We start from the raw sequence: 24386 nt of genomic DNA on the forward strand, positions 1-24386 counted from the left end.
AGATCGGGCAATCACGGGAAAATGCGGAAGCTCTGCGGCCTCCATCAGTAGTGCTGCACAGACTAAGAGCACCGTACCCGGCACTCAATGACCGTAACTGACAACTTATTGATCCAAACGCGCAGCGCCCCTTGGCAAGTGCCGGCACGGGCCCTACCCTAGTCGGCGAATCCTGCACACGGCCGCCGACTGTTTTCCCATGCGCAAACTTCTTTACCTCACCTTGTCCCTGGCCCTGCTTGCCGTCATCACCCGTTATGCGCTCTGGACCCACGACCGTCCGGGGGCGCATTACCTGTCGGACCTGCGCATCGAGCTGGCAGTGGACCAAGGCGTACCTGCCGATCACGGCAACCTGCTGGCGATCCAGCCGGAGTTGTTCCCCACCGACTACCAGAGCCCCGAGCGCCTGCACCGCAAGCTTGCCGCCTACCTGCAACAGGCCCGGGACAAGGGCCTGGTGAATGCCAAGACCATCGTGGTGCTGCCGGAACACATCGGCACTTGGCTGATGGTCAGCGGCGAAAAGAACGAGCTGTACCAGGCCGTGTCCTTGAAAGAAGCAATGAACTGGCTGGCGGTGAGCAATCCACTGCCATTCCTCAAGGCCCTGATCAGCGCCAAGGGATCAAGCCGCCTGGCCGATGCGCACCTGCGCATGAAGGCGAAGAAAATGGCCAAGGAGTACCAGGTGCTGTTCGGTGGCCTGGCCCGGGAGTTCCAGGTGACCCTGGTGGCCGGCTCGATCATTCTGCCCGAGCCCAGCGTCAGCCAGGGCAGCCTGCAGATTGGTAGCGGCGCCCTGTACAACAGCAGCCTGGTGTTCGGCAGCGACGGCCTGCCTATCGGCCAGCCCCAGCGCCAGCTCTATCCCACCCATGCCGAGAGCGGCTATGTGCGCGGCGATGCCGGACAGGGGGTGCAGGTCGTCGACACTCCCGCCGGGCGCCTCGGGGTGCTGATCGGCAGCGACAGCTGGTACCCGGACAACTATCGCCAGCTCAATGACCAGGGCGCCCAACTGGTCGCGGTCCCGGCCTTTGTCATGGGCCGCGATGGCTGGGAGCGACCCTGGCGCGGCTTCAAGAGCATCACCACCCCCAGCGAAGTCAGCCTCAAGCCGGAAGAAACCAGCGAGGGCGACGCCTGGCATCGCCTGACCCTCACCGCCCGCCCGCCCAGCAGCCAGGCCAGCGCCGGCGTCAGCGTATTCCTGCGCGGCCAGTTCTGGGACCAGCGCAGCAGCGGCCAGAGCTTCATCAATAGCCACGGCCAGACGTTTGCCGATCAGGGCACAACGGGCGCCCGCCTGCTGAACCTGTGGCTGTAAAGCATGAAGACCACGCCAATGCGCCTGGGGGACCTGTCGGTGGGCTTTGTCCACAGCCTGGCGGACGCGGTCCGCAGCCACGGCCAGGACCCAACCCCCTTGCTCGAGCAATACGCCCTAGATCCCGCCCGACTGGGCGAAGCCGGAGCACGCCTGTCGATCCCCCGCTACATGCGCCTGGGCCACGGCGCGATCCAGCTCACCGGCGACCCGGCCCTGGGTCTGCGCATGGGCCGTCTGAGTCGGCTGAGCCAGCTCGGTCTGGCCGGCGTCACAGCCGCCCAAGCCCCCAGCGTTCGTGAAGCGGCCCGTTGCCTGACGCGCTTCGAAGCGCTGTACGGCTCCAACTATCGCGGTCAGTCGAGCTTTCATGAAGATGCCGGCGGCGCCTGGCTGCGCTTCTATTCCATCAGCCCGTACAACGCCTACAACCGCTTCGTGGTGGACTCGATCATCTCCGGCTGGTTGCAACAGCTGTCCAGCCTCTGCGGTCAGACCCTGCTGGCCGAGCAGATCGACATCGAGTTCGAGCGCCCGGACTATCACGACGCCTACGCCATCCTCGGCCCCACACCCCTCCAGTTCGCCGCCGAACAGAACCAGTTGCGCCTGAGCCAGGCCAGCCTGGCCCTGCGCAATCCGGAACACTGTCCGAGCACCTGGCGGCATCTGCTGCAGTTATGCGAAAGGGAGCTGGAGCACCTGACCCGCACTCGCAGCCTGCGCGAGCGCATCATTCAATTGCTGGGACCTTTGCTCAATGGTGGTCGTGAGCCCGACCTGGAAGAAGTGGCGATGCGCCTGAAGCTGCCGACCTGGACGTTGCGGCGCAAGCTGGCGGAAGAAGGGACGCAGTTCCGGGCCATTCTCAATGACACCCGGCGCGACCTGGCCATGACCTATATTCGCGATACCGAACTGGCGTTCGGCGAGATTGCCTATCTGCTGGGCTTTGCTTCAGCCGAGGCGTTTCAGCGGGCCTTCAAGCGCTGGAACGGCCAGACGCCAGGAGAGTTCCGCCGCTGCCACCGACAGTTCGGCTAAAAAAAACGCCACCGGCGTTACAGCTCGGTGGCGTCTTCTGCTGGTTCCAGAGGATCGAGCTCGAAAGCTTGATACTCCAGCAGTTCCTCTTGGTATTCGTCCATCGCGGACTCCTTTCTCGGTTGATTGAATAGTGCTGTGTCCATTGACCGTCGGCACCAGCATAAAGTGCCGGGATGACAGAAAAAATACTACCCCCTCGGTCAGGATTTCTACAATGAAAACGTAACAGGCTATGAGGAATTTAGCCTCCGGTTGTTACCCACCCACTAACCGGAGAAAACCTGCGAGCATTTTTCGAAATAGCCACCGACACCTCATTGGCTTGGCAGCGTTGAAAGCTCTGGTCAATGACCGGGAGATTTCTTACAGCCCGATCAGCGATGCCTACACCGAGCTCGGATCGACATTGAACGCGTCGACCCGAGCTCGGTGTAGGTGCCTTAGTGCCCGCTGCTCGGCAGGGCCGGAATCGGCTCGCTCGGCGGCGGCAGGTGGCTGGCCGGTGGTGGGGTGATGGTTTCGCTGGCGGGGGCTGGTTCAGTGCTGGTGGCCGGCACGATCGGCGCGGCCTCGGCTGGCGGCGCCAGCGGTTGCGAGACCGTAGGCTCCGGTTCAGCGACGGCAGCCGGCGCAGCCACCGCAGCAGGCTCGACCACTGGCTGCGAAGCCTTGGGCTCGGGCTTGGGTTCCGGTTTGGGTTCCGGCTTGGCCTGGGGCTCGGGCTTGCTCTCGGGCACCCCGAGGTCGGCCTTGGGCTTCTCTTCGATATGGGCCGCCTTCTTCGCCTCCGGCGGCAGGAACAGCTCCACCAGGGCGAAGTAGCGCTCATAGAACTTGGCCGAGGACACCGTCTCGCTGGCCACCTTGACCATCGAATCATCGGTTGAACCGATCGGCATCGAGACCGAGCCGAGCACCCCAACGCCGAGGCTGGCCGAATTGTTGACCTTCTTCAGCGCATAGCGGTCCTGCAGGGCGTTGGCGAACACTGTCGAGCGCTGGTCGCCGCTGCCATCCCGGGCGCAGACCACGTTGAAGCTGATTTCCAGGTGGGTTTCGCCGGTCTGCTGGAAGCTCTTGTGACCGCTGACCAGCTTCGGATCATTGCTGGTGATGATGTAGCCCTGGCTGAGCAGGGCCCGTCGCGCGGCCTCGCAGGAAGCGGCGTCGCTCACCGGATAATTGCGCGAGAAGGTGCCGGAATCATCGAAGCTTTCATGCTCGTAGATAGCGGTCTTGTGCGAGGAACAACCGGCGATTGCGGACAACAGCAACCAGCCGGCCGCCGCGCGCAGATGAAATGATCTAAACATCGAAAATCCTGAGGAAAACGCTCCGGGGCGTATTGTGCAACAGATCAATGCCCCGCAGCGCAGGTAATTGGTGTCTTAAATTTCACACAAGTTTAATGACCGCTGTTTGCCGGAAAAAGTCGCTCGCTCAAATGCTCGATCAGCACCCGCAGCTTGGCTGCGGTGTGCCGGCTCGATGGCCACAGCACCCAGAATGCCCCGTTGTGCTGCAGATACTCGTCGAGCACGACCTGCAACTCTCCCCGGCGTACCGCGGCCTGAACCATGAAATCCGGCAGGCAGGCAATGCCCAGTCCGCTGCGGGCCGCGTGCTCCACCGCTTCGATGGAGCTGCTGGTGAGGCGCGTGGGCAACAACGGCTCCGGCTGCTGGGCCTGGGGCTTGAATGGCCAGGGCTCGAGTTTGCCGGTGTGGTGAAAGGTGTGTCGCAGACAGGCATGCTCCCGCAGGTCCTGGGGGCTGCGGGGCAAGCCGCGCTGCTCGAAATACCCGGGGCTGCCCACCAAGAGCATGCGAAAGCGCCCCAGTTGCCGGGCCAGGAGCCGGGAATCCTTGGGATTACCGGTGCGCACCACCAGATCGAAGCCCTCCTCCACCACATCCACCAGGCGATCGGAAAGGTCCACATCCAGTTCGATCTGCGGATAGCGCTGCATGAACTCGGCCAGCACGGGCATCAACAGGCCATGGACCTGCGGCGCACTGATGCGCAATTTGCCCACCGGCGCACTGGAGGAATCGCACAGCTGGAACTCGGCGGCCTCAACCTCGGCCGCGATCCGCCGACAGCGCTCAAGAAAGCCCGCGCCTTCGGCGGTGAGACTGATACTGCGGGTCGTTCGATGGAACAGCCGAGTCTTCAAGCGCTCCTCCAGGCGGGCGATGCTTTTGCCCACCGCCGAGGACGACACCCCCAATAACCGCCCTGCCTCGGTGAAGCTGCGGGTTTCCGCCACCTGCACAAACACCGGGATACTGCCCAGCCAGTCCATTACGCACTCCCGAACTAAGGACATCTGTGTCCGATAAGTTCGGAACCTTAGCCTGTTTTTCCGCCATGCACAGCGCCCTACCCTAGGCCTCTCATTTTTGAGCCAATCCAACGGGACCTGCCCATGAACAATTCCGTCAATGCCTGCGAGCTGCTGCAAGCGCCTGGCCAAACCCGCGAGCGACTGCCTGTCGGCGGCCTGCTGGCCCTGGCGACTGCCGGGTTCATCACCCTGATGACCGAGACACTGCCCGCCGGCCTGCTGCCGCTGATGAGCGTCGACCTGGGCGTTTCTCCCGCCCTGATCGGCCAGCTGGTGACCTTCTACGCCCTGGGATCGCTGCTGGCCGCCATCCCCCTGATCATCCTGACCCAGGGCTGGCGACGACGACCGCTGCTGTTGATCGCCATCGGCGGCTTCGCCGTGGTCAACAGCGTGACCGCCCTTTCCACCAACTACAGCCTGATCCTCGTGGCGCGCGGGTGTGCCGGCGTCTTCGCCGGCCTGCTTTGGGCCCTGCTGGCCGGTTACGCCAGCCGAATGGCGGCGCCCCACCTGCAGGGACGGGCGATTACCCTGGCCATGCTCGGCGCGCCGCTGGCGTTGTCCGTGGGCATGCCCGCCGGAACCTGGCTGGGCGGCCTGCTGGGCTGGCGCATGAGCTTCGCCTGCATGACTCTGCTGACCCTCGGGCTGATCGGCTGGGTGCTGGTTCAGGTGCCGGATTTCCCCGGACTGCGGATGCACAAGCGCCTGCCGCTGACTCGGGTCCTGACCTTGCCAGGGATCCGATCGGTGCTGTTCGTGACTTTCGCCTATGTGCTGGGGCACAACATTCTCTACACCTACATCGCGCCCTTTCTCGAGTCGGCCGGGCTTGGCAACGCGATTGAACGGGTGCTGCTGGTGTTCGGTCTGGCGGCGTTGCTGAGCATCTGGCTGGTCGGTCTTTTGATCGACCGCTGGCTGCGTGAGCTGGTGCTGCTCGGTTGCCTGCTGTTTATCGGCGCCACCCTGGTGCTGGGGCTGCAGGGCGATCAGCCGCTGGCGATCTACGGGGCCACCGCAATCTGGGGGTTGTCCTTCGGTGGCATGGCCACCCTGTTGCAAACCGCACTGGCCAAGACCGCAGGCGAGCACGCCGACACCGCGCAGTCGATGCTGGTGACCCTGTGGAACCTGGCGATGGCCGGCGGCGGCCTGGGTGGCGCCTTGCTGCTGCAGGGACCTGGGGTGGCAACCTTCCCCTGGGTAATCGCCTCCCTGTTGCTGCTGACCCTGCTGGTGGTGGTGAACGCCCGGCGCCAGGGCTTTCCAGCCAGCGCTTGAAACGGGTCCAAGGCGTTCGCGACCGCCAACTCTCCCCGGCATGGACCCTGGCGGTGACTGGCATACCGGCAAGCGCTGGAACCGTCGTCACCTGAGCCAGATCCGCCTCAAAAAAAAGACCCCGGCCTTGCGGACGGGGTCTTTTCAACACAGCAGGTCAGGCATCAGTAGCGCTTGATGTCCGCCTGGTTTTCCAACTGCTTGCGATAGGCAGAGAAGTCCTGCTGGCCGATACGCGAGGCGAGGAAACGACGGTATTGAACCTTCTCTTCCTCGGTCGGCGCCGCGGCTTCGTTGACGTTGTTGAGTTGCAGCACCATCAAGTTGCCGTTGGGCAGAGTCACGCTGGCGAAGGTCGGCTTGTCCTTGGACTCAGGCTTGCTCATGCGGAACAACGCCTGCAGCACGGTCGGATCGACACCTTCCTGGGCACGGGTCACGGCTTGCATGACTTTCCAGTTCTGACCGTCCACCGGCTTGTTCAGCGCGGTCTTGCCATCACGCAAGCTGGCGATCAGTTCTTCGGCCTTGGTCTTGGCCGCAGCACTGGCGTGCTCCTTGGCCAATTGCGCGCGAATGGCTGTAGCAACCCCTTCCAGCGGCAGTTGCTCAGGCTTGTGGTGCTCTTTGACACGCAGCACCACCACGGTTTCCGGGTCCAGTTCGATTGCGGTGCTGTTGGCACCCTCATCGAGAACCTCGGTGCTGAAAGCAGCCTGCACCACGTTACGGTTGGCGGCGATGCCGTCACCGCCCTCACGGCCGAACGGCGCGGAGGTGTGTACAGTCAGTTTCAGATCCTGAGCCGGCTGTGCCAGATCGGATGCCTCGAACGACGAATCCTCAAGCTGCTTGGTAGCCTCGACGAAACGCTGCTCAACCTGCTGGGTTTTCAGATCGCGGGTCAGCTTGTCCTTGAGGCTGGCGAAGCTAGGCACTTGCGGTGCCTCAATGCCCAGCAGCTTGATCAAGTGGAAACCGAAACCGGTACGTACGGGCGCCGAGACCTGATCCTTGTCCAGCGCATACAACGCTTTTTCGAAGATCGGGTCATAGACACCTGGGCCGGCGTAGCCCAGGTCACCGCCGTTATTGGCCGAACCTGGATCCTGGGAGAACTCCTTGGCCAGTGCCTCGAAGCTTTCACCCTTGGCCAGGCGAGCCTGGATTTCTTCGATCTTGGCCTTGGCCTGAGCCTCGTTCACCTTGTCGTTGACTTCGATCAGGATGTGCGCGGCACGACGCTGCTCGGACAGGTTGGCGACTTCTTTCTGATACAGCGCTTGCAGGTCTTCGTCCTTGACGCTGACCTGGTCGAAGAATGCGGCCTTCTTCAACTCGATGTAATCGATGACCACCTGGTCAGGAGTCATGAACTCCTTGGCGTGCTGATCGTAGTAGGCCTTGACCTCTTCGTCGGTCAGCTTGACTGCCGCCGGATCGGCCTTGATGGTCAGGGAGGCAAAATCCCGGGTCTGCTTTTCCAGACGAGCGAAGGCCAGCACCTGGGCGTCAGTTACAAAACCGCTGCCGGCAAGACCGGCGCGTACCTGGCCGATCAGCATTTCCTGAGCCAGCATCTGGCGGAATTGCAGACGGGTGTAACCCAGTTGACGGATGACTTGGTCGAAACGCTCGGGGCTGAATTTGCCGTCCACCTGGAATTCAGGTGTCTGCAGGATCACTTGATCCAGTGCGCCTTCAGAAAACGCGAACTTGGAATCCTTCGCCCCTTGCAGCAACAGCTTGCGATCGATCAGCCCTTTCAGAGCGGCTTCACGCAGCATCTTCTCATCCAGCAGGGAGGCATCGAAGTCTTTGCCCAACTGTTGCATCAACTGACGGCGTTGCATGTCGACGGCCTGGCTCAGCTCGTTCTGAGTGATTTCCTCGCCGTTGACCTTGGCCGCGTCCTGGTTGTGGGTGGTGGCCTTGAAAATGGCATCGAAACCGGTCAACGCCAGCAGCGCGACGATGACCCCGATGATGGTTTTGGCAATCCAGCCTTGTGAATTGTCCCTGATATTCTGCAGCATACGTCCCCCAAAAACGGCTGTAATTCAATTTGAGCAGCCGTGGAGCGTGGGTAGAATCCGGATAGAAGAAAGGCGCATCCGAGGATGCGCCTTCTCGTAACTGGCGGAGCGGACGAGAGTTGAATCTGCAACCCTCTGCGTAAACCGATGGTCTATCGGTCGACTGGCGCCCCGCTGCCAGATCAGGCATGACCCCGACCCGGATGGGCAAAGACCCTGAAGAAACTTAGTTAACGGCTTCTTTCAGTGCTTTACCGGCTTTGAAACCTGGCTTTTTAGCAGCGGCGATTTCCAGAGTCTTACCGGTCTGTGGGTTGCGGCCGATACGAGCTGGGCGATCAGTTACGGAGAAGGTACCGAAACCAACCAGAACAACAGAGTCACCGGCCTTCAGAGCGCCAGTAACGGATTCGATAACTGCGTCCAGCGCACGGCCAGCAGCAGCTTTCGGGAGATCAGCAGATGCAGCGATAGCATCAATCAGTTCCGACTTGTTCACTCTAAGTCCCCTTATATATCTATGAGTATGATTCTAAGTTTTTTGGTGAAAGCAAAAACGAGTGCTGAATGGCCTACAGACACTTAAGAGCCGCTTTATAACAAGGGCTCTAAAAAGCTGTCAAGGAAGCCCCCCAGGCTAATGCGTACTAATGCGTGCTAATTCTTTCCTTAGAGTCAGACTCGCGTTTTTCGTCCTTTGCAACTATCTCGGGAGCCACATCCGGCAAGGGCTCCGGCGCGTATTGCAGCGCAATTTGCAGGACTTCGTCAATCCATTTAACCGGTTTAATCTGCAGATCCTGCTTGATATTGTCAGGAATTTCTTTCAAATCGCGAACATTCTCTTCAGGAATGATCACCGTCTTGATTCCACCACGATGAGCTGCGAGTAATTTCTCTTTCAGTCCACCGATGGCCAACACCTGACCACGCAGAGTGATCTCGCCAGTCATCGCCACGTCAGCCCGTACCGGGATCCCGGTCAGCGCGGAAACCAACGCCGTGCACATGCCTATGCCTGCGCTAGGGCCGTCTTTGGGGGTTGCCCCTTCAGGCATATGGATATGGGTATCGCGCTTCTCGTGGAAGTCCAGGGGAATGCCCAAACTCTTCGCCCGACTGCGTACCACGGTCAGCGCCGCAGTGATCGACTCGACCATGACATCGCCCAGGGAGCCGGTCTTGATCAACTGGCCCTTGCCTGGCACCACCGCAGCTTCGATGGTCAGCAATTCGCCGCCGACCTGAGTCCAGGCCAGACCCGTTACCTGGCCGATCTGATCTTGCTGCTCTGCCAGGCCGTAGCGGAACTTGCGCACACCAAGGAAGTGTTCCAGCAACTCGGAAGTCACTTTCACCGAGAAGCGTTTTTCCATCGCGTGCTCTTTCACTGCCTTGCGGCAGACCTTGGCAATCTGGCGCTCCAGGCCCCGCACACCGGCTTCGCGGGTGTAGTAACGAATGATGTCGCGGATCGCATCCGGATCGAATTCCAGCTCGCCCTTCTTCAGGCCGTTGGCCTGGATCTGCTTGGGCGACAGGTACTTGATCGCGATGTTGATCTTCTCGTCCTCGGTATAGCCGGGCAGACGAATTACCTCCATCCGATCCAGCAATGCCGGAGGGATATTCATCGAGTTGGAGGTGCACAGGAACATCACATCGGACAGGTCGTAATCGACTTCCAGATAGTGATCGTTGAAATTATGGTTCTGCTCGGGATCCAGAACCTCTAGCAAGGCAGACGCCGGATCGCCGCGCATATCGCTGCCCATCTTGTCGATTTCATCGAGCAGGAACAGCGGGTTGCGCACACCCACCTTTGTCATCTTTTGAATCAATCTTCCTGGCATCGAACCGATGTAAGTCCGACGATGGCCACGGATTTCCGCTTCGTCCCGAACACCACCCAGCGCCATACGCACAAACTTGCGATTGGTTGCGTTGGCGATCGATTCGGCCAGGGAGGTTTTCCCTACCCCTGGAGGCCCGACGAGGCACAACACCGGACCACGGATTTTCTTAACCCGCTTTTGTACGGCGAGGTATTCGAGAATCCGCTCTTTGACTTCTTCCAGACCGTAGTGGTCGGCATCAAGGATGTCTTCGGCACGTGCCAGGTCCAGACGCACCTTGCTCTGAGCCTTCCACGGCACCTGCACCAACCAGTCGATGTAGGAGCGAACCACGGTGGCCTCGGCAGACATCGGCGACATCTGCTTGAGCTTGTTCAGTTCGGCCTGAGCCTTGGTCATGGCGTCTTTGGGCAGGCCGGCGGCATCGATGCGCTTCTTCAGCTCTTCGATTTCGTTGTGGCCTTCGTCACCGTCACCCAACTCTTTCTGAATGGCCTTCATCTGCTCATTCAGGTAGTACTCACGCTGGCTACGCTCCATTTGTTTCTTGACGCGGCCACGAATGCGCTTTTCCACTTGCAGCAGATCAATCTCGGCGTCCAGCAATGCCAGGACGTGCTCGACTCGAGCTGACAGATCAATGATCTCGAGGATTTCCTGCTTCTGCTCGATCTTCAGCGCCATGTGCGCAGCCATGGTATCTACCAGGCGGCTTGGCTCGTCGATGCTGTTGAGAGAAGACAACACCTCGGCAGGGACTTTCTTGCCCAGTTGCACATACTGCTCGAACTGGGACAGCAAACTGCGGACGAACACTTCTGACTCACGATCAGGAGCATCGACCTCGTCAATCAGAGAGACTTCAGCACGGCAGTGACCATCAACTTCACTGAAGCGTTCTACAGCGCCGCGCTGTTCGCCTTCAACCAGCACCTTGACGGTGCCATCAGGCAATTTGAGCAACTGCAAGACAGTCGCAATGGTGCCTACGCGATAGAGTGCATCTTCACCGGGATCATCATCAGCAGGATTTCTCTGTGCCAGCAGAAGAATCTGCTTGTCGCCCGTCATCGCTGCCTCGAGGGCTTCGATCGACTTCTCGCGCCCCACGAACAGCGGGATAACCATGTGCGGATAAACCACGACATCACGCAATGGCAGGAGAGGCAATTCGATGGTTGTCTTCATGATTTCGCCTCTACGGCGGCCGTACGGCCGTAAACAGATGGAAGTAAGCTTGAAACCAAGATGGGGGCTGCCTGCAAAAAAAACAAGCTTAAAGACAGCACTTTAAGACGCTAAAAGGAAAGGGGCCCGAAGGCCCCTTCTTTTAAGCAACACCACAACACTTACGCGTCTGGCGCAGCCTTGGCCGTCGGCTCACTGTTCTCATAGATGTACAGTGGCTGGGACTTGCCTTCAATAACGCTTTCATCGATCACTACTTTACTCACCTCGGATTGCGAGGGGATCTCATACATAGTGTCGAGCAGAACACCTTCGAGAATCGAGCGCAGACCACGAGCACCAGTCTTGCGTTCAAGTGCTCGCTTGGCGACCGACTTCAATGCGTCAGTACGGAACTCCAAGTCCACACCTTCCATCTCGAACAGCTTGGCATACTGCTTGGTCAGGGCATTCTTCGGCTCAGTGAGAATCTGAATCAAGGCAGCCTCGTCCAGCTCATCCAGCGTCGCAAGAACCGGCAGACGACCGACGAACTCCGGGATCAGACCGAACTTGACCAGATCGTCAGGTTCAACTTCACGCAGGGACTCACCGACCTTCTTGCCCTCTTCCTTGCTGCGAACTTCGGCGTTGAAACCGATGCCGCCACGGGTGGAGCGGTTTTGAATAACCTTTTCCAGACCCGAGAAAGCGCCGCCGCAGATAAACAGGATGTTGCGAGTGTCGACTTGCAGAAACTCCTGCTGCGGGTGCTTGCGACCACCTTGAGGAGGAACGGAAGCGACCGTACCCTCGATCAACTTCAACAGGGCCTGCTGAACGCCCTCGCCGGAAACATCCCGAGTAATCGAAGGGTTATCAGACTTGCGGGAAATCTTGTCGATTTCATCGATGTAGACAATGCCCATCTGAGCTTTTTCTACGTCGTAGTCGCACTTCTGCAGCAGTTTCTGAATGATGTTCTCAACGTCCTCACCCACATAACCGGCTTCGGTCAGGGTGGTTGCGTCGGCAATGGTGAACGGTACATTCAACAGACGAGCCAAGGTTTCCGCCAAAAGCGTCTTACCCGAACCTGTAGGTCCGATCAGCAAGATATTGCTCTTGCCGAGCTCAACATCGTCGTTCTTTTTGTCACGCTGATTCAGACGCTTGTAGTGGTTGTATACCGCTACCGCCAGAACCTTTTTCGCACGCTCCTGACCAATCACATACTGATCAAGGATGCCGCTGATTTCTTTAGGCGAAGGCAATTTATGCGCGCTGCTTTCGGCCTGTGCCTCCTGCACCTCCTCACGGATGATGTCATTGCACAAGTCGACGCACTCGTCGCAGATAAAGACCGAGGGGCCGGCAATCAATTTGCGTACTTCATGCTGGCTTTTGCCACAGAAGGAGCAATAAAGCAGTTTGCCGTTGTCCTCGCCGTTGCGGGTGTCAGTCATTCGATCGATCCAAATCCGATAGGCTTGCAACACAAGATGAAGGCAATTGCGGGCTTTTTCAAGTCCGCAGGCGGCCAGTTAAATAAGCCGCCTACATTTGAGTTGCTTAGGCAGGCATTTGACGCTTGTTGATCACGGAGTCGATCAGACCGTACTCCGCGGCGCGCTCGGCGCTCATGAAGTTGTCACGCTCGGTGTCACGCTCAATGGTTTCAAGGCTCTGACCAGTGTGGTGAGCCAGCAGCGAGTTCAGGCGCGAACGAATGTGCAGGATTTCCTTGGCATGGATGTCGATATCCGACGCCTGGCCTTGGAAACCGCCGAGCGGTTGGTGAATCATCATCCGCGAGTTAGGCAGGCAATGACGCTTGCCCGCGGCACCGCCAGCGAGCAGGAAGGCCCCCATGCTGCATGCCTGACCAATGCAGATAGTCGAAACGTCAGGCTTGATGAATTGCATGGTGTCGTAGATCGACATGCCAGCAGTCACCGAGCCACCTGGCGAGTTGATGTAGAGATGGATGTCCTTGTCCGGGTTTTCCGCTTCAAGGAATAGCAGTTGCGCCGCAACCAAGTTGGCCATGTAGTCCTCTACCGGGCCAATCAGGAAGATCACTCGCTCCTTCAAGAGGCGCGAATAGATGTCATAGGCGCGTTCGCCGCGGGCGGACTGCTCGATAACCATCGGGACCAGGCCGCCTGCGGCCTGGATGTCAGAGCTCTGCTGATAATAAGAATTGCGGGACATGTCCTGCAGTCACTCCCAAATAGTCATGTCTTGAATACGCATAAGCCAGCACGAAGGCTGGCTTATGGTGTGTGCTTCGAACGAAAAGAGGATCAGTCGGCTTGAGGTGCTTCTACCGGCTTGACCGCTTCTTCGTAAGAGACCGATTTGTCGGTCACGCTAGCTTTCTGCAGAACAGTATCCACAACTTGCTCTTCCAGCACAACCGAACGGACTTCGTTCAACTGCTGCTCGTTCTTGTAGTACCAGGACACGACTTGCTCTGGCTCTTGGTAAGCCGAAGCCATTTCCTGGATCAGCTCGCGAACGCGGGCTTCATCAGGCTTGAGGTCGAATTGCTTAACCACTTCAGCGACGATCAGACCCAGCACTACGCGGCGCTTAGCCTGCTCTTCGAACAGCTCAGCCGGCAGTTGATCCGGCTTGATGTTGCCACCGAACTGCTGAACAGCCTGAACGCGCAGACGATTGACTTCGTTGTCCAGCAGCGCTTTTGGCACTTCGATCGGGTTGGAGGCCAGCAGACCGTCCATAACCTGATTCTTCACTTTGGACTTGATAGCCTGACGCAGTTCGCGCTCCATGTTCTTGCGAACTTCGGCACGGAAGCCATCCAGACCCGCTTCCTTGATCCCGAATTGAGCGAAGAACTCTTCGGTCAGCTCTGGCAGCTTAGGCTCGGAAACGCTGTTGACAGTAACAGTGAACTCGGCGGCTTTGTTGGCCAGGTCCAGGTTCTGATAGTTCTCAGGGAAGGTCAGGTTCAGAACACGCTCTTCGCCAGCTTTAGCGCCAACCAGACCGTCTTCGAAACCAGGAATCATGCGACCGGAACCCAACACCAGCTGAGTGCCCTTGGCCGAGCCACCCGCGAAAGCTTCGCCGTCGACCTTGCCAACGAAATCGATGTTCAGTTGATCATCGTTCTGCGCAGCGCGATCAACCACTTCGAAGCGAACATTCTGCTTGCGCAGGATTTCCAGCATGTTGTCCAGGTCAGCATCAGCCACTTCAGCGCTCAGACGCTCAACAGCGATGCTTTCGAAACCGGCGACAGTGAACTCAGGGAAAACTTCGAAAGTGGCAACGTATTCCAGATCCTTGCCCTTCTCCAGCACTTTAGGCTCGACCGAAGGAGCGCCAGCCGGGTTCAGCTTCTGCTCAACAACAGCTTCATAGAAAGAAGCCTGGATCACGTCACCCACTGCTTCTTGACGCGCGTCAGCCTCATAACGCTGACGAATCACGCTCATTGGAACCTTGCCAGGACGGAAGCCTGGGATTTTGGCCTTTTGGGCAGTCTGCTGCAGACGCTTGTTGACCTGGCTCTCGATGCGCTCAGCCGGCACGGTGATGCTCATGCGGCGCTCAAGAGCAGAAGTATTTTCAACAGAAACTTGCATGGATATTCCTCGTTGCACAGACGTTAGCCGGCCGTTTTCCGACCCCAGAATCAAGGGCATGCATTCTAGTGGGTCAAACTCAAGAAGTCACCCTACTGAAAAAGGGTGAAATACGACCGACAATGTGAAGGCGGGGACAAAGGGTTGAGCCTCGCCATGAGAGCAATTACTACAAATCCAGCCAGGGGCTCTAAACCAATCCTTCTATATATAGAAGGGATCGACCAACCCACCCCTGACAAACACCAGCCAACAGCTGAAACTCAAACACCCGACGACCAAGAGCGAATCTGGCGCCACCGGCCAACCCACTACATGCAGCCAGACCACAGCATCGAGTCCAGAAACGAAAACGGCGCAGCCCCTTTCAGGTGCTGCGCCGTGATCTGCTATTAACTAGCTACTTTAATGGTGCGGACGAAGAGACTCGAACTCTTACACCTTGCGGCGCTGGAACCTAAATCCAGTGTGTCTACCAATTCCACCACGTCCGCTTAACAAGCTTTTAAAGCAAAGGCGCCAGACTATTAATCTGGCGCCTTCTTCGAATATGGGGTGGACGATGGGGATCGAACCCACGACAACAGGAGTCACAATCCTGTGCTCTACCAACTGAGCTACGCCCACCATATTGCGTTACTTGTGCCAAAGCTGCCTAATGGCGCACCCGGCAGGACTCGAACCTGCGACCATCCGCTTAGAAGGCGGATGCTCTATCCAGCTGAGCTACGGGCGCCTTATTAATCTGTATTCTTTAATGACTACAAACTAATTGCTTTCAGTCGTTACGAGTTAAACATCAACTCTGCCCGACCTTCTTAACCAGTGCTAGGCTGTGCCCGACAAGTGCGACGAATGTTATAGACGAGCCGTTAGGTCGTCAACTCTTTTTTAAAAAAAATTCATTTAATTAAAGGAGTTAGGGGAATTTGCAGACCAAGCGCCTTTGCCCTCACGTCCCGACATGCGAGAATACGTTCTCTTTTTCTCTCCCTCTCGATGGTTAATCACGCGTCATGACTGCACAACTAATCGACGGCAAAGCGATCGCCGCTAGCCTGCGCCAGCAGATCGCCAAACGTGTCGCCGAGCGTCGCCAGCAAGGCCTGCGTACTCCGGGTCTCGCGGTGATTCTGGTCGGCAGCGACCCGGCCTCTCAGGTTTATGTCTCGCACAAGCGTAAAGACTGCGAAGAGGTCGGCTTCCTTTCACAAGCCTATGACTTGCCCGCCAACACGACTCAAGAAGATCTGGCCGGCCTGATCGACAAGCTCAACGATGACCCGAATATCGACGGCGTCCTCTTGCAATTGCCTCTGCCCGAGCACCTGGACGCCTCCTTGTTACTTGAGCGCATTCGCCCGGACAAAGACGTGGATGGCTTCCATCCCTATAACGTCGGTCGCCTGGCCCAGCGCATTCCCCTGCTGCGCCCCTGCACCCCCAAGGGCATCATGACCCTGCTGCAAAGCACCGGCGCCGATCTGTATGGCATGGACGCAGTCGTAGTGGGCGCCTCCAATATCGTCGGTCGCCCGATGGCCATGGAGTTGCTGCTGGCGGGCTGCACCGTGACCGTGACTCACCGCTTTACCAAGGACCTGGCCGGCCACGTCGGCCGCGCCGATCTGGTCGTGGTTGCCGCTGGCAAGCCGGGCCTGGTCAAAGGCGAATGGATCAAGGAAGGCGCCATCGTCATCGACGTGGGCATCAATCGTCAGGAAGACGGCAAACTGGTGGGCGACGTCGTGTATGAGACCGCCCTGCCCCGCGCCGGCTGGATCACGCCGGTACCTGGCGGCGTCGGTCCCATGACCCGCGCCTGCCTGCTGGAAAACACCCTGTACGCCGCGGAAACGCTGCACAGCTGAGTTTGCCAGCCTGCTTCAATCAGCCCGCCATTGGCGGGCTTTTTTATGCCGCCGCAACACACTCCCTGCGCCCGACATATAGCTCCTGAATCTTAGCGCTCCAGGTCAAGCCGGGCCTATCTTGACGAACACCTGCCACTCAGGGAAAACCGGTGTTTTTTCTTGGTTTTTAAGGGTTTTCGACTGACCGCTGAAGAACAATCGACAGTTCCTCAGCTATATTCATAAAATGTAACGTTTTCCCGAAAAAACCCGTTGCCAGACGGCATATCCATCTTTATCGAGTCCGCCCGCGTGAAAATTCGTCTCTCCATCCTCAGCTTATTGTTTGCTGTGTCCGGCACCTTGATCGCACACAGCGTCGACGCCAGCGAAACCACCGCGGCGCCAAGAGACACTTCACAGTTGCATATCGCCTCCGGCAGCGCCCTGCTGCTGGATCTGCAGACCAACAAAGTCATCTACTCCAGCAACCCGGACGTCGTGGTGCCCATCGCCTCGGTCACCAAGCTGATGACCGCCATGGTCGTGCTGGACGCCAAGCTGCCACTGGATGAGCACATCTCCATGAACATCAGCGACACCCCGGAGATGAAGGGTGTGTTTTCACGGGTCAAGCTCAACAGCGAGCTGAGCCGTCGCGATACCTTGCTGATCGCCCTGATGTCCTCGGAAAACCGCGCCGCTGCCAGCCTCGCCCATCACTATCCAGGCGGCTACTCGGCGTTCATTGCCGCCATGAACGCCAAGGCCAAGTCCCTGGGCATGACCCATACCCACTATGTCGAGCCCACCGGCCTGTCGATCCACAACGTCTCCACTGCCCGCGACCTGAGCAAGCTGTTGGTGGCCGCTCGCAAATACCCGCTGCTGAGCGAACTGAGCACCACCAAGGAAAAGACCGTGGCGTTCCGTAAACCCAACTACACCCTGGGCTTTCGCAACACCGACCACCTGGTCAACAAGGAAAAATGGGACATCAAGATCACCAAGACCGGCTTCACCAACCAGGCCGGCCACTGCCTGGTGCTGGTCACCAGCATGGGCAACCGCCCGGTAGCCCTGGTGATTCTCGACGCTTTCGGCAAGTACACCCACTTTGCCGACGCCAGCCGTATCCGCAACTGGGTCGAGACCGGCAAAAGCGGTTCGGTACCGGACGTGGCCCTGCGCTACAAGGCCGACAAGAACCTCAAGAACCACCAGAGCGCAGCCCCGCAAGCCTCACATTGATCCCCAGCAACAACAACGGCGCCCTGAGGCGCCGTTGTTGTCTATAGAGCGTTCAATGACCGTCGAGTGCCTTGCCGGCCCGAGCCGCCGCCTGCTCCTGGCCGGCCTGGGCCAGCTCGTTGGCCGCTTTCAGCCAACGCTGACGATCGACCTTGGCCGGTAGCTGGTTGGGCGCCTGAATCAATACCGCGAAACTGCCGGCGTCTTTCCAGGACGACTCGAACGCACTGAAGCTCATCAGTTGCCGACGGCTTTTCGCCCCCCGCAACAGCACCGTCTGCTTGTCCCGGTTATATCCGGCCAGGACCGCATAACGCGGCTGCGCCCACAAGCTTGAACCCTCGGTAAAGCGCACCAGCACCGGATAACCTGCAGCCACCTGCGTCAGCAAGGCCGACAGATGATCATCCAGGGGATAGACCACCATGCCGTATTGCCGGGCCAGACCCTGCAGGTTCTGCTGCAACTGCGCCTCGGCTCCCGGCAGGTGCAAAGGCTTGTCCAGCAACCCGGGGGTAATCACGATGCCCTGTTGCGACAACATGCTGGCCAAGGCTCCGGGAGCGCTCTGGTACATCTCGCCACGGAAGAACGGCACGCTGTTGAGCTCCACCCGCTCCGGCAGACGCTGAATCTCCGGTGCCACGCTGCCGGCACATCCGGCCAGGCCCAGAACACAGGCGCTGGCCAGCAGCGCCGCTCGAAATCGAGGAAATACCCGCACCATCATTGCTCTCTAATAGACAGACGCCGGACGACCCTGCTCCGGCTGGGGCCTTGATCATAGGGCCCTCACGGGCGAGGGTATAGCGTTAGGCAACAGTTAATTGCAAACCATAGAGCGAAGTGTTCGAAGACTCGCGACTATTGGTCAATAGCCTGAAACACAGGGGCTACTAGACTGTCCATTGGCAAGTGTGTGTGCCCTGTACAGGGCATATAAGGAGGCACTGATGAGCCTGACAACGACAATCCTGATGCTGATCCTGGGCTGGCTGGCCGTCGCCGGCGCCATGCTCTGGGGCGTGCTGCGTATCACTCGCCGCCACCACGCTCAGCCCCGCAAGCCAGGCATCGAAAGCGAAAAGACCGCCCGGCGCCCCGCCACTGTGCACTGATCCCCGCTTTCCCTTCCCGTAAAACGACACGGCCGCCTGACTCCAGCGAGTACAGACGGCCGTTTGCCTTGGTGGCGAATCAGACCTCGGTGTGCTGCGCCTGGCGCTTCTGCCGAGCCCGACGGGCCAACATGTTCAAGCTTTCAATGGCCGCCGAGAACGCCATGGCCGCATACACATAGCCCTTGGGCACATGGGCGCCGAAACCTTCGGCGATCAGGGTCATGCCGATCATGATCAGGAAGCCCAGGGCCAGCATGACCACAGTCGGGTTGTCATGGATGAACTTGGCCAGCGGTTCGGCGGCCAGCAACATCACCAGCACCGAGATCACCACGGCAATGATCATGATCGGCAGGTGCTCGGTCATGCCCACCGCCGTAATGATGCTGTCGATGGAAAACACCAGGTCCAGCATCAGGATCTGCCCGATCGCCGCCGCAAACCCGATGCTCACCTTGGAAGTCGCGGTAGCCGGCTTCTCGGGCTCAGGGTCCATGCTCTGGTGGATCTCGGTGGTGGCTTTCCAGACCAGGAACAGGCCACCGGCAATCAGGATCATGTCCTTCCAGGAGAAACTCTGCCCCAGCACGTCGATCACCGGCTCAGTGAGCTGGACAATGAAAGCGATGGTGCTGAGCAGCGCCAGACGCAGGAACAACGCCATGCTGATCCCGATGCGTCGCGCCTTGGCCCGGTGCTTTTCCGGCAGCTTGTTGGTGAGGATGGAAATAAAGATCAGGTTATCGATGCCAAGCACGATCTCCATCACCACCAGAGTGGCCAGAGCCACCCAGGCGGTGGGGCTGGCGGCGAGCTGTAAAAGGTAATCCATGGGTCAATCCTGAATCGGTGATATGAAAAGTCAGATTTCCTGGGAAGAATCGGGCTTCTTGGCCGCGTCGTCCTCTGGTTTTTCCTTGCCGGTCACGCTTTGCGTGGCCTCGCTCAGGGCCTGCTCGGCAGCCTTGTGGGTGTCATCGATGGCCTGCTTGGCCGTCTCGGCGGCCTTGTCCAGCACCTGTTGAGCGCTTTTTTCCGCCTGATCACACCCCGCCAGGGTCAGCATAGACAGGGCCAGCAACGAGGCCGCGCCCAGGGTTTTGAATGACATGCCGTATTCCTCGATAGAACGGACAGGGCCAATGCGGGCCCCGTCGATAGCGGGGCATTCTAAGGAGACGAATACTTCAGGAAAATTCGTATTTTTGGCAGTTATACTTCGGTTTTTACGAACTGGTAAGCGCCATGCTCAACTACCGCCAACTGCATTACTTCTGGGTTGTGGCCAAGACCGGCAGCATCGTGCGCGCCTGCGAGCAGCTCAACCTGACCCCACAAACCATCAGCGGGCAGATCAGCCTGCTGGAACAGACCTACGGCATCGAACTGTTTCGCCGGGTCGGGCGCCAGCTGGAACTGAGCGAAGCCGGACGCCAGGCGCTGCCCTACGCCGAACAGATGTTCCAGCTCGGCGGCGAACTGGAAGCCATGCTCCGCGCCCGCCCCGACGAGCAGCAGATCCAGTTCCGGGTCGGCGTGGCGGATGTGGTGCCCAAGTCCATCGTCTATCGCCTGATCGCCCCGACCATGGAGCTCAGCGAACCGATTCGCCTGACCTGCCGCGAAGACAAACTCGAACGGCTGCTGGCGGATCTGGCCATCCAGCGCCTGGACCTGGTGATCTCCGACAGCCCGATGCCCTCGCACCTGGACATCAAGGGCTACAGCCAGAAGCTCGGGGAGTGCGGCATCAGCTTCTTCGCCACCGCCGAACTGGCCCAGCAGCACGGCGCCGACTTCCCTCGCGGCCTGCACGGCGCGCCGCTACTGATTCCCGGGCAGGAAACCGTGGTGCGCAGCCGCCTGCTGCGCTGGTTCGCCGAACAGCAACTGCAACCGCGGATCATCGGCGAATTCGACGACAGCGCCCTGATGCAGGCCTTTGGCCAATCCGGCAGCGGGATCTTCATCGCCCCCAGCGTGATTGCCGAGGAAGTCCGGCACCAGTACGGCGTCCAGCTGATTGGCCAGACCGACGCCGTGACCGAATCGTTCTATGCCATCTCGGTGGAGCGCAAGGTCAAGCACCCGGGCATCCTGGCCATCACCGAGGGCGCGCGCCGCGAACTGTTCACGCCCCTGGCGCATTGACAGAGGCGCAGGCCTGCGGCGTCTTGAGGTTCATCAGCAGCAGGGCCAGGGCAATCGACAGCAGGATGAACGCCGACGCCGCCATCCCCAGGCTGCCCAGGCCCAGGGTGTCGATCACCCGTCCGCCCACCATCGCCCCCAGGCCGATCCCCAGGTTGGCCCCGGCGATGTTCAGCGACGCGGCGAATGCCGGCGCTTGCGGCGCAGCCTTGATCAGGCGCACATGGCTGACCAGGAACAGCGCGGCCTGGGTCACGCCCCAGAGGCCCATCGCCGCCGCCAGCCCCAGGGTCGAATCGATACTCGGCACCAGGGCCAGCATGCCGCCCATCATCAAGGCGCAGAACACCATGGAGGCGATCAGCGGATGGCGGTCCACGGCCCGTCCACCCAGGGAGTTGCCGATCAGCCCCACGGCGCCGAAGCCCATCAGGCACCAGCCCACCAGGGTGCCGTCGAAACCGGCCAGGCGTTCGAGGATGTCCGCCAGGTAGGTGTAGGCGGTGAACATGCCGCTGAACACCAGGATCGACAGCAGCACATGCCCCTGCATCAGCGGGCTGCGCAGGATGCGAAACTGCGCCCGCAGGCTCGCCTGCGGGTTGTGCGGCCTGGTTTTCGGCAGATAGACCCACAGCAGCAGGGCCTTGGCGAAGGCCACCAGGGCCAGGATGCCGAAGGCGCTGCGCCAGCCGAACGCATCGGCGATCAGGGTGCCCACGGGAATCCCGAACACCGTGGCACAGACGATGCCGAAGCCGATCTTGGCAATGGCCCGCCCGGCATGATCCGGGCCGACGATATCCACCGCCGTTTCACTGGCCAGGGCCCAGAACACCGGCAACCCCAGGGCCGGCACCAGGCGTGCCAGGGCCATCACCCAGATGTTCGGCGCCAGGGCCGCCAGGGTGTTGGCCAGGCCAAACATCAACAACACGCCGATAAACAGCTGCTTGCGCGGAAAACGCGCGAAATAGGCCGTGAGGAAGGGCCCGAACGCGGCGACGGTAAAGGCGAACAGGGTCACCAGCAAGCCGGCCTGCGACACGCTGACCTGCAAGTCCCGGGCTATCGACGGCAACAGGCCGACGATGACGAACTCCGTGGTCAACACGGTAAAACCCGCGGCGGACAACAGCAGGATGGGCAACAACATCGCAAACTCCAGAAACAACGACAGCAGCGACAGCCCGAAGGGCCCGCTGACTGGATAGAAAAGGGGGTGACGGATCTTAACAGAGAGGGCACGGGTCTGGGCAACCGCCCCGTCCCCGGCACCGGAGATCAGCGGTGGCAGATCGTCACATCGACGCAGGAAGCCCGAGCGCCTGTGATAAAGTCCGCCCCCTGCCAAAAACAGTGGTTGTCGTACTGGCTTGCCCGTCAGGCCACCCGATCGCCCGTTGCCCTTTGCCACCGCATCCCTGGATGCCGGCTCAGCCCCGGCATGCACTGCACATTAAAAAAAACAGAGATACCGCTATGAGCGCTGCACCTCCTTCCTTCCTGCACACCCTCAAACGCCTGAGCCTGGTGACCCAGATCGTCATCGGCCTGATTACCGGGATCGCCCTGGCCCTGCTGGCCCCCGAAGTGGCGAAGTCCACCACCTTCATCGGCAAGGTCTTCGTCTCGGCGCTCAAGGCCGTGGCGCCGATCCTGGTGTTCGTGCTGGTCATGGCCTCGATCGCCAACCACAAGCACGGCCAGGAAACCCATATCCGGCCGATCCTGGTGCTCTACCTGCTGGGCACCTTCGCCGCGGCGGTGGTCGCGGTGATCGCCAGCAGCCTGTTCCCCTCGTCCCTGGTCCTGGCCACCCACGACGTCGCCGTGAGTGCCCCCGGCGGTATCAGCGAAGTGCTGCAAAGCCTGCTGCTGAGCGTGGTGGACAACCCGGTCAGCGCCCTGATGAACGCCAACTTCATCGGCATCCTGGCCTGGGCCATCGGCATGGGCGTGGCCATCCGTCATGCCGGCGAGACCACCCGCGCCGTGCTCGATGACCTGTCCAACGGGGTCACCGTCATCGTGCGCGTGGTGATCCGCTTCGCGCCCCTGGGGATCTTCGGCCTGGTGGCCTCGACCCTGGCCACCTCCGGCTTCGATGCCCTGCTCGGCTACCTGCACCTGCTGGCGGTACTGATCGGCTGCATGCTGTTCGTGGCGCTGGTGATGAACCCGCTGATCGTGTTCTGGAAAATCCGCCGCAACCCCTTCCCGCTGGTGCTGACCTGCCTGCGCGAGAGCGGCATCACCGCCTTCTTCACCCGCAGCTCGGCGGCCAACATTCCGGTCAACCTGGAGCTGAGCAAGCGCCTGGGCCTGCATGAAGACACCTACTCGGTGTCCATCCCCCTGGGCGCCACCATCAACATGGCCGGCGCGGCGATCACCATCACCGTGCTGACCCTGGCCGCCGTGCACACCCTGGGCATTGCCGTGGACCTGCCGACCGCCGTGCTGCTCAGCGTGGTGGCGGCGATCTGCGCCTGCGGCGCTTCCGGCGTTGCCGGCGGCTCGCTGCTGCTGATTCCCCTGGCCTGCAGCCTGTTCGGCATCCCCAGCGAAATCGCCATGCAGGTGGTTGCCGTGGGCTTCATCATCGGCGTGCTGCAGGACTCGGCGGAAACCGCGCTGAACTCCTCCACCGACGTGCTCTTCACGGCCGCCGCGTGCATGGCCCAGGAAGACAAGGCGCAAGCCGCCGCCTGATCCAACGCCCACTAAAAAGCCCGGCCAGGGTCAACCTGGCCGGGCTTTTTTATCACCTGGGGTTTTAGAACGCGCCCATGTAGTCGCGCTTGCCCACTTCCACACCGTTGTGACGCAGGATCGCGTAGGTGGTGGTGACGTGGAAGAAGAACTGCGGCAGGCCGTAGGTCAGCAGGTAGGACTGGCCAGTGAAGCGCTTCTCTTTCGGGGTGCCCGGACGGGTGACGATCTCGATGCCTTCCTTGCCATCGATCTGCGCCGGCTGGATGCCGTCGATGAAGGCCAGCACCTTGGCGATCAGCGCCTGCAGGTCGGCGAAGGTGGTTTCGCTGTCGTCGTACTTGGGCAGCTCGACCTCGGCCAGGCGGGCCGACACGCCCTTGGCGAAGTCCACGGCGATCTGCACCTGACGCACCAGAGGGAACATGTCCGGGTACAGGCGGGCCTGAAGCAGGGCATTGGGCTCGATGTTCTTCGCCGTGGCGTGAGCTTCGGCCTTGTGCAGGACATCGCTCAGGGCATTGAGCATTTGCTTGAAGACGGGAACGGAAGCGGCATACAGGGAAATAGTCATGACAGTCTCGACACAGATGGCGGGAATACAACGA

General features: G+C 60.0%; 21 protein-coding genes and 3 tRNA genes. 8 read left to right on the top strand and 16 right to left on the bottom strand.

Annotated elements, in window-relative coordinates; translation table 11 throughout:
* The first annotated feature begins 199 nt into the window (after positions 1–199).
* Together PST29_RS19785 and PST29_RS19790 are read left to right on the top strand one after the other, a co-directional pair.
* Positions 200–1330, top strand: coding sequence for a carbon-nitrogen hydrolase family protein (locus PST29_RS19785; RefSeq protein WP_060844133.1), 1131 nt, complete (start codon positions 200–202; stop codon positions 1328–1330).
* Positions 1331–1333: 3 nt separating this feature from the next.
* Positions 1334–2374, top strand: a complete 1041-nt coding sequence (locus tag PST29_RS19790; RefSeq protein ID WP_060844134.1) for an AraC family transcriptional regulator — start codon at positions 1334–1336, stop codon at positions 2372–2374.
* 443 nt (positions 2375–2817) lie between these two features.
* Here PST29_RS19790 and PST29_RS19795 read toward each other — a convergent pair whose 3' ends face one another.
* A complete protein-coding gene (locus tag PST29_RS19795; RefSeq protein ID WP_060840188.1) occupies positions 2818–3690 on the bottom strand; it encodes a DUF2242 domain-containing protein in 873 nt (290 codons plus the stop codon).
* A 92-nt stretch (positions 3691–3782) separates the two neighbouring features.
* On the bottom strand, positions 3783–4682 hold the full coding sequence (locus tag PST29_RS19800; RefSeq protein ID WP_060844135.1) for a LysR family transcriptional regulator: 900 nt from the start codon (positions 4680–4682) through the stop codon (positions 3783–3785).
* A gap of 123 nt (positions 4683–4805) precedes the next feature.
* On the opposite strand from PST29_RS19800, the gene PST29_RS19805 reads away from it, so the two are divergent.
* Positions 4806–6011, top strand: coding sequence for an MFS transporter (locus tag PST29_RS19805; protein ID WP_060844136.1), 1206 nt, complete (start codon positions 4806–4808; stop codon positions 6009–6011).
* A 164-nt stretch (positions 6012–6175) separates the two neighbouring features.
* On the opposite strand, the gene PST29_RS19810 is transcribed toward PST29_RS19805, so the two are convergent.
* The 9 genes from PST29_RS19810 to PST29_RS19845 all read right to left on the bottom strand — a co-directional run bounded on the left by PST29_RS19810 (position 6176) and on the right by PST29_RS19845 (position 15423).
* Positions 6176–8047, bottom strand: coding sequence for a SurA N-terminal domain-containing protein (locus PST29_RS19810; protein WP_060840191.1), 1872 nt, complete (start codon positions 8045–8047; stop codon positions 6176–6178).
* Between the two features lie 226 nt (positions 8048–8273).
* A complete protein-coding gene (locus tag PST29_RS31155) occupies positions 8274–8546 on the bottom strand; it encodes an HU family DNA-binding protein (protein ID WP_011062271.1) in 273 nt (90 codons plus the stop codon).
* A 148-nt stretch (positions 8547–8694) separates the two neighbouring features.
* The gene (gene lon / locus PST29_RS19815; protein ID WP_060840192.1) at positions 8695–11091 is read right to left on the bottom strand and encodes an endopeptidase La; all 2397 of its coding nucleotides are present in this window, start codon (positions 11089–11091) and stop codon (positions 8695–8697) included.
* Between the two features lie 161 nt (positions 11092–11252).
* Entirely contained in the window at positions 11253–12536 is a 1284-nt protein-coding gene (clpX, locus tag PST29_RS19820) for an ATP-dependent Clp protease ATP-binding subunit ClpX (RefSeq protein WP_016965273.1), read from the bottom strand.
* Between the two features lie 106 nt (positions 12537–12642).
* A complete protein-coding gene (gene clpP / locus PST29_RS19825) occupies positions 12643–13284 on the bottom strand; it encodes an ATP-dependent Clp endopeptidase proteolytic subunit ClpP (RefSeq protein WP_016965272.1) in 642 nt (213 codons plus the stop codon).
* 92 nt (positions 13285–13376) lie between these two features.
* Positions 13377–14687, bottom strand: a complete 1311-nt coding sequence (gene tig, locus PST29_RS19830; protein WP_060844137.1) for a trigger factor — start codon at positions 14685–14687, stop codon at positions 13377–13379.
* 409 nt (positions 14688–15096) lie between these two features.
* Positions 15097–15181 (bottom strand) — tRNA-Leu (locus PST29_RS19835).
* A 57-nt stretch (positions 15182–15238) separates the two neighbouring features.
* A tRNA-His gene (locus PST29_RS19840) sits at positions 15239–15314 on the bottom strand.
* 32 nt (positions 15315–15346) lie between these two features.
* Positions 15347–15423, bottom strand: a tRNA-Arg gene (locus PST29_RS19845).
* A 280-nt stretch (positions 15424–15703) separates the two neighbouring features.
* Here PST29_RS19845 and folD point away from each other — a divergent pair.
* Both folD and pbpG read left to right on the top strand, forming a co-directional pair.
* Positions 15704–16558: a bifunctional methylenetetrahydrofolate dehydrogenase/methenyltetrahydrofolate cyclohydrolase FolD gene (gene folD / locus PST29_RS19850; protein WP_016965270.1), complete on the top strand. Its 855-nt coding sequence runs from the start codon at positions 15704–15706 to the stop codon at positions 16556–16558.
* A 294-nt stretch (positions 16559–16852) separates the two neighbouring features.
* Positions 16853–17791: a D-alanyl-D-alanine endopeptidase gene (gene pbpG / locus PST29_RS19855; RefSeq protein ID WP_016965269.1), complete on the top strand. Its 939-nt coding sequence runs from the start codon at positions 16853–16855 to the stop codon at positions 17789–17791.
* Positions 17792–17843: 52 nt separating this feature from the next.
* On the opposite strand, the gene PST29_RS19860 is transcribed toward pbpG, so the two are convergent.
* Positions 17844–18518, bottom strand: coding sequence for a peptidase C39 family protein (locus PST29_RS19860; RefSeq protein WP_060841985.1), 675 nt, complete (start codon positions 18516–18518; stop codon positions 17844–17846).
* A 226-nt stretch (positions 18519–18744) separates the two neighbouring features.
* On the opposite strand from PST29_RS19860, the gene PST29_RS32280 reads away from it, so the two are divergent.
* A complete protein-coding gene (locus tag PST29_RS32280) occupies positions 18745–18909 on the top strand; it encodes a hypothetical protein (protein ID WP_164990722.1) in 165 nt (54 codons plus the stop codon).
* Positions 18910–18988: 79 nt separating this feature from the next.
* On the opposite strand, the gene PST29_RS19865 is transcribed toward PST29_RS32280, so the two are convergent.
* A complete protein-coding gene (locus PST29_RS19865; RefSeq protein ID WP_060840195.1) occupies positions 18989–19744 on the bottom strand; it encodes a TerC family protein in 756 nt (251 codons plus the stop codon).
* A 30-nt stretch (positions 19745–19774) separates the two neighbouring features.
* Positions 19775–20023 carry a hypothetical protein gene (locus PST29_RS19870; RefSeq protein ID WP_060840196.1) on the bottom strand — a complete coding sequence of 83 codons (249 nt, stop codon included), beginning with the start codon at positions 20021–20023 and terminating at the stop codon, positions 19775–19777.
* Positions 20024–20157: 134 nt separating this feature from the next.
* On the opposite strand from PST29_RS19870, the gene nhaR reads away from it, so the two are divergent.
* Positions 20158–21063, top strand: a complete 906-nt coding sequence (gene nhaR / locus PST29_RS19875) for a transcriptional activator NhaR (protein ID WP_060840197.1) — start codon at positions 20158–20160, stop codon at positions 21061–21063.
* Here the strand turns inward: nhaR and PST29_RS19880 are convergent.
* Entirely contained in the window at positions 21044–22219 is a 1176-nt protein-coding gene (locus PST29_RS19880; RefSeq protein ID WP_060840198.1) for an MFS transporter, read from the bottom strand. The two genes, nhaR and PST29_RS19880, sit on opposite strands and share 20 nt — an antisense overlap.
* A 326-nt stretch (positions 22220–22545) precedes the next feature.
* Here PST29_RS19880 and sstT point away from each other — a divergent pair, with 326 nt between their 5' ends.
* A complete protein-coding gene (gene sstT / locus PST29_RS19885) occupies positions 22546–23778 on the top strand; it encodes a serine/threonine transporter SstT (RefSeq protein WP_060844138.1) in 1233 nt (410 codons plus the stop codon).
* A gap of 64 nt (positions 23779–23842) precedes the next feature.
* On the opposite strand, the gene PST29_RS19890 is transcribed toward sstT, so the two are convergent.
* On the bottom strand, positions 23843–24352 hold the full coding sequence (locus PST29_RS19890; protein WP_060840200.1) for a DUF1993 domain-containing protein: 510 nt from the start codon (positions 24350–24352) through the stop codon (positions 23843–23845).
* Positions 24353–24386 lie beyond the last annotated feature (34 nt).

The organism is Pseudomonas sp. St29, from assembly GCF_001547915.1.
Lineage (GTDB): Bacteria > Pseudomonadota > Gammaproteobacteria > Pseudomonadales > Pseudomonadaceae > Aquipseudomonas.